General features: G+C 73.2%; 4 protein-coding genes. All 4 read left to right on the top strand.

The window, feature by feature from the left end; genetic code table 11:
• The first annotated feature begins 109 nt into the window (after positions 1-109).
• Positions 110-1552 carry a PE family protein gene (locus A5706_RS31455; protein ID WP_068140491.1) on the top strand — a complete coding sequence of 481 codons (1443 nt, stop codon included), beginning with the start codon at positions 110-112 and terminating at the stop codon, positions 1550-1552.
• 130 nt (positions 1553-1682) lie between these two features.
• Positions 1683-3134 (top strand): PE family protein, encoded by a 1452-nt coding sequence (locus A5706_RS31460; RefSeq protein WP_068140495.1) that lies wholly within the window; start codon positions 1683-1685, stop codon positions 3132-3134.
• An 81-nt stretch (positions 3135-3215) separates the two neighbouring features.
• Positions 3216-4640, top strand: a complete 1425-nt coding sequence (locus A5706_RS31465) for a PE family protein (RefSeq protein WP_068140499.1) — start codon at positions 3216-3218, stop codon at positions 4638-4640.
• 252 nt (positions 4641-4892) lie between these two features.
• On the top strand, positions 4893-6010 hold a 1118-nt coding region (locus tag A5706_RS31470), incomplete at its 3' end, for a PE family protein (RefSeq protein ID WP_156767433.1).

A 6010-nucleotide genomic window follows, 5' to 3' on the forward strand; every position in this document is an offset into this window, starting at 1 on the left:
CGATATCTGCAGCCGCGAGCGCGTACGATCTGACTCCTACTGAACGGCCCGACGAGCGCGCCCGCGATGCACGACCGGCGGACCGTATGCGCCATTCGGGAGGTGCGGAATGTCCTTTGTCATCGCGATACCGGACCTGGTCTCAACGGCCGCCACGGATTTGGCGGGTATCGGTTCGACGCTCACGCAGGCCAACTCGGCCGCCGCGGCCCAGACGACGGAGCTACTGGCGGCCGGCGCCGATGAGGTGTCGGCTGCGGTCGCCGCGCTCTTCGGCGCACACGCCCAGGGCTATCAGGCTGTCAGCGCCCAAGTCGCGGCGTTTCACGACCAATTCGTCCAGGCCCTGAACGCCGGTGCGGGCGCCTACGCCAGCGCCGAGGCCGCCAACGCCGCGGCGGCGGCGAACCCCTGGCAAGCCCTGCAGCAAGACATCCTCAACGCGATCAACACCCCCACCGAACTGCTGTTGCAGCGCCCGCTCATCGGCAACGGCACCAACGGGTTGCCCGGGAGCGGGCAAGACGGCGGCGCCGGTGGGATTCTCTGGGGCAACGGCGGTAACGGCGGGTCAGCGGCGCCGTTAGGTAGAGGGGGCAACGGGGGGCCCGCTGGGCTGTGGGGCAATGGTGGGGCCGGCGGCGCCGGCGGCGCGTCCGTCAACCCCCTTCTCCCCGCTGGTCCAGGTGGCGCCGGCGGCACCGGCGGGCTGCTGTTCGGCAACGGCGGCCCCGGCGGTGCAGGCGGGGTCTCCACCAACAGCGCCGGCTTGACCACCGCCGGTGCGGGCGGTGCCGGCGGCAACGCCATCGGGTTGTTCGGCAGCGGCGGGGCCGGCGGCGACGGCGGTAACGGTTCCCTCACTCCGCTTGGCAGCGGCGGTGCCGGCGGTCAGGGCGGCCATGGCGGCCTGCTGAACGGCAACGGCGGCCAGGGCGGCAACGCAGGAAGCGGCTCCCTCGGCAACATCGGTGGCAACGGGGGCGCCGGTGGCACACTCAGCGGCAACGGCGGTAACGGCGGCAGCGGCTCAGTCGGTCAGCACGGCGGCAACGGCGGCAACACCGGATTGATCGGGCACGGCGGCGCCGGCGGTGCCGGAGGTGCCGGCGGGAGCCTGTCCGGCAGTCTCGCCGGCGGCACAGGCGGCAGCGGCGGCCTCGGCGGAGCGCTGTTCGGCGGCGGCGGTCATGGCGGTGCGGGCGGCCAATCCACCCTTGGCGCCGGCGGCAACGGGGGCGCCGGCGGCAGCGCCATCGGGCTGTTCGGGACCGGCGGCGACGGGGGCAACGGCGGCGCTGCCACCGTCGTCGCCAAAGGTGGAGACGGCGGCGTCGGCGGCAACAGCGGGATCATCGGCGGCGGCGGCAACGGCGGCAACGGCGGTTACGGCAATTTTCCGGCCAACGGCGGCAACGGCGGAAGCGCCAAGCTGATCGGCAACGGCGGCGCCGGAGGCAACAGCTTCATCGCCGGCAGCGTGCCCGGGCAAGGCGGTACCGGCGGGCTATTGCTCGGGATTCCCGGGGCCGACGGAGGCGTCGGGCCCTAGCCGGCCCCATCCCGTGGCCAATACCGCGACATTTGCTGTCCACTGCAAGTAGCATCTGGTTCCTAACTACACAGCTCCACCATCACCTGCGCCGACGGCGCCTGTCGGAGTGCTCGCCGGGAGGTATTCGATGTCGTTCGTGTTCGCCGCGCCGGATTTAGTGTCAGCCGCTGCAACGGATTTGGCGAGCATCGGCTCGACGCTCACCCAGGCCAACTCGGCCGCCGCCGCCCAGACCACCGAGGTCCTCGCGGCGGGGGCCGACGAGGTGTCCGCCGCGATCGCGGAATTCTTTGCTGCTCACGGCCAGGGCTATCAGGCGCTGGGCGCCCAGGTGGCGGCATTTCACGACCAATTCGTCCAGGTGCTGAACGCGGGCGCGGCCGCCTATTCCGGCGCGGAGGCGGCCAACGCCGCCGCCGCGGCGAACCCCTGGCAGACCCTGCAACAAGACATCCTGGGCGCCATCAACACGCCCACCGAGCTGCTGATGGGCCGCCCGCTGATCGGCAACGGCGCCGACGGCCTGCCGGGAACCGGACAGAACGGCGGACCAGGCGGGCTGCTGTGGGGCAACGGGGGCAACGGCGGCTCCGGCACGCCCGCCACGGCTTTCGCCTTCGGCGGACCGGGCGGCAACGGCGGACCGGCCGGGCTGTTCGGCAACGGCGGCGCGGGCGGCGCGGGCGGGGCCACCAACGGCACGCTGTCGCCCGGGCCGGGTGGCGCTGGCGGCACCGGTGGGATGTTGTGGGGTAATGGCGGCGCCGGCGGGGTCGGCGGGTATGGCGTGTCCTCGACATTGGCCGGCACCGGAGGTCACGGCGGTGACGCCATCGGATTGTTCGGCAACGGCGGGCCCGGCGGCGAAGGCGGTTCCGGAGTTATCGGCAACCTGTCGACGAGCCACGCCGGTGCTGGCGGTCAGGGGGGACACGGCGGCCTGTTGAACGGCAACGGCGGCGCCGGCGGCAACGCCGGGGTCGCCACGTACGGCAACGTGGCCGGCGACGGAGGCGCCGGCGGGATGCTCCACGGCAACGGCGGCGCCGGTGGCAACGGCACGGGTGGCAAAGCCGGCGGGAATGGCGGGGCCGCCGGCCTCATCGGCGACGGTGGTGCGGGCGGAACCGGCGGCACGGCCGACCAGACGGTGCTCAACGAAGCCGGTGGAGTCGGAGGCAACGGGGGCGCCGGGGGCGCCCTGTTCGGCAATGGCGGCCACGGTGGCCTCGGCGGCCAGTCGGCCTACAGCGCCGGCGGCGCGGGCGGCGCCGGCGGCAACGCCGTCGGGCTCTTTGGAGGCGGCGGTGGCGGCGGGGATGGCGGCCAGGGTCAAGGCAACGGCGGCGACGGCGGTCGCGGCGGCAACGCCGGCGTCATCGGCAACGGCGGTAAGGGCGGCAGCTCGGGCTTCGGTTCGTTCCCCTTCCCCGGATCTGTGGGCGGCAACGGCGGCAACGCTCAGCTGATCGGCAACGGCGGTGCGGGCGGCAACGGCTACTTCGAACCCGGCGGGATCGGCGGCGGCGGCGGCCTGCTGCTGGGCGTGCCGGGGGCCGACGGGCGGCAGGGCCCATAACCCCAACGAAATCCCGCGGCGCGCCCGACGACCACGCTACGATCTTGCCGATCGGACGGGGGCGTTGACGGAGGTACGGAAATGTCTTTCCTGTTCACGGTTCCCGACGTCGTTTCAACGGCCGCAACGGATTTGGCGGGCCTCGGATCGACACTCAGCCAGGCCAACTCGGCCGCGGCGACCGAGACGACGCAGCTGCTGGCGGCCGGCGAGGACGAGGTCTCGGCGGCGGTGGCCGCGTTCTTCGGTGCGCACGCCCAGGAATACCAGGCCGTCAGCGCCCAGGCGGCCACCTACCATCAGCAATTCGTCCAGGCCTTGAGCGCGGGCGCGAGCGCCTATGCCAGCGCCGAGGCGGCCAACGCTGCGGCGACCGCCAACCCGTGGCAGGTCCTGCAGCAAGACATCCTGAACGCGATCAACACACCCACCGAACTGCTGTTGGCCCGCCCGCTGATCGGCAACGGCACCAACGGCCTGCCGGGGAGCGGCCAGAACGGCGGGGCCGGAGGAATCCTGTGGGGCAACGGCGGCAACGGCGGATCGGGCGCGGCGAACTCACCCGGCGGCAATGGCGGGCCGGCGGGGTTGTTCGGTAACGGCGGCGCCGGCGGCGCCGGCGGCCTGAGCGTCACGAACTCGGTTAACGGCGGCAAAGGGGGCGCGGGTGGCACCGGCGGGCTGCTGTGGGGCAACGGCGGGCCGGGCGGCGCGGGCGGCGCCTACAACGGCGCCACCGTCGGCGGGGCGGGTTCCGGCGGTGCGGGCGGCGACGCAATCGGGTTGTTCGGCAACGGTGGCGTTGGCGGCGCCGGCGGGCTGGCACCCGGCGGCTTGGTGGGCGGCGCCGGTTCCGGCGGTCACGGCGGCCACGGCGGCCTGTTGAACGGCAACGGCGGCGCCGGCGGCGCCGCGGCCTCGCAGGGCTCCTTCCCCGGCGCCGGCGGTGACGGCGGCGCCGGCGGGCTGCTCAGCGGCAATGGCGGCGCCGGGGGAAACGGCTACGCCGGAAAGGCCGGCCACGGCGGCAATGCCGGCCTGATCGGCAACGGCGGCGCCGGTGGGGGCAACGACGCTGGCGGGAACGGCGGCATCGGCGGGGACGGCGGCACGTTGTTGGGCAACGGCGGCCGCGGCGGCAACGGCGGGCAAAATCTCTTGGCCTTCGGCGGAACGGGCGGTGCCGGCGGCAACGCCATCGGGTTGTTCGGCCATGGCGGCAACGGCGGCAACGGGGGCCAGAGCCTTACGGTCGCATTCAACGGCGGCAACGGAGGGCACGGCGGCAACGGCGCCCTCTTCGGCAGCGGCGGCGACGGCGGCAACGGCGGCGCCGGCAGCTCCATCACCAACAAGGCCAACGGCGGCGACGGCGGAAACGCCCAGCTCGTCGGCAACGGAGGCATCGGGGGCAACAGCACCGGCGTCGGCGCCACCCCCGGGGTGGGCGGCAATGGCGGGTTGCTGCTCGGGATCCCCGGCCCCAACGGACACGCGGGGCCGTAAACCGTCAGTCACTGGCCGGCGGCGGCTTAACCTCTCGGAGCCGCAGGTCTGGGCGCCGTCTCGCCGGCGTCGGGCTTGCTCATCGGTGCCGTCCGCGAACACCGACCCGGCCCGGTCTAAAACTCCGGCCAATGCTGGCGCTTCAGTATGGTTTTGCCGTAGTTTCGATGCCAGTTGGTTGCTAACGGGCGTAGCAGCAACGTTCCCGGTTTGAACGTACGTGAGCCGATAAACGTCGGTGGAGGTTCGGACATGTCTTTCCTCATCGCACAACCCGACCTGATGGCGGCGGCCGCAACGGACCTGGCGGGTATCGGTTCGACGATCAGCGAGGCCAACGCGGCGGCGTCGGGCCCCACCACGCAGGTACTCGCCGCCGGAGCGGACGAGGTGTCAGCGGCGCTGGCAGCGGTCTTCGGTGCCCACGCCCAAGGGTTCCAGGCCCTCAGCGCCCAGGCGGCGGCGTTTCATCAGCAGTTCGTGCAGACCCTGAACGCCGGTGCGGCGGCCTATGGCAGCGCCGAGGCCGCCAATGCCGCGGCCACCGCGAATCCGTGGCAGGTGTTGCAGCAAGACGTACTCAACGCGATCAACACGCCGACCGAACTGCTCCTGCAGCGCCCATTGATCGGCGACGGCACCAACGGCTTGCCGGGCACCGGCCAACCCGGCGGGGCCGGCGGAATTTTGTGGGGCAACGGCGGCAACGGCGGATCCGGTGCGGCTAACCAAGCCGGGGGCAACGGCGGTCCCGCCGGACTGTTCGGCAACGGTGGCATGGGCGGACCTGGGGGCTCGAGTACCACCGCTGGCGTGAATGGAGGCGCCGGGGGCGCAGGCGGCACCGGCGGCCTGTTGATCGGTAGCGGCGGCGCGGGCGGCATCGGGGGGGCCTACCTGGTCACCGCCGTAGATGGTCTTGGCGGCACCGGGGGCGCCGGGGGCGACGCGATCGGATTGATCGGCAACGGCGGCGCCGGCGGTACCGGAGGATTGGGTTTGCTGCCCTTGGGCGGCACCTCCCAAGCGACCGGAGGTGCGGGCGGTAGCGGTGGCCACGGGGGCATCCTCCACGGAGACGGTGGAACGGGCGGCAGTGCCGGAGACGGCCCCGCCGGCAATGTCGGCGGCGCCGGAGGATCGGGCGGACTGCTCACGGGAAACGGCGGCGCGGGCGGCGCGGGCACGGGTTCGTTTGCCGGCGGCAACGGGGGCAATGCGGGTCTGATCGGCAACGGCGGCCACGGGGGGAACGGCACGGGTCAGGCCATCGCAGCCATCGGCAAAGCGGGCGCCGGCGGGGCCGGTGGCAACGGCGGATTTCTCATCGGCAACGGCGGGCACGGCGGCCAGGGCGCTGCGAACGTGCT

Origin of the sequence: Mycobacterium sp. E796 (assembly GCF_001672815.1) — a bacterium.
Taxonomy (GTDB): Bacteria; Actinomycetota; Actinomycetes; order Mycobacteriales; family Mycobacteriaceae; genus Mycobacterium.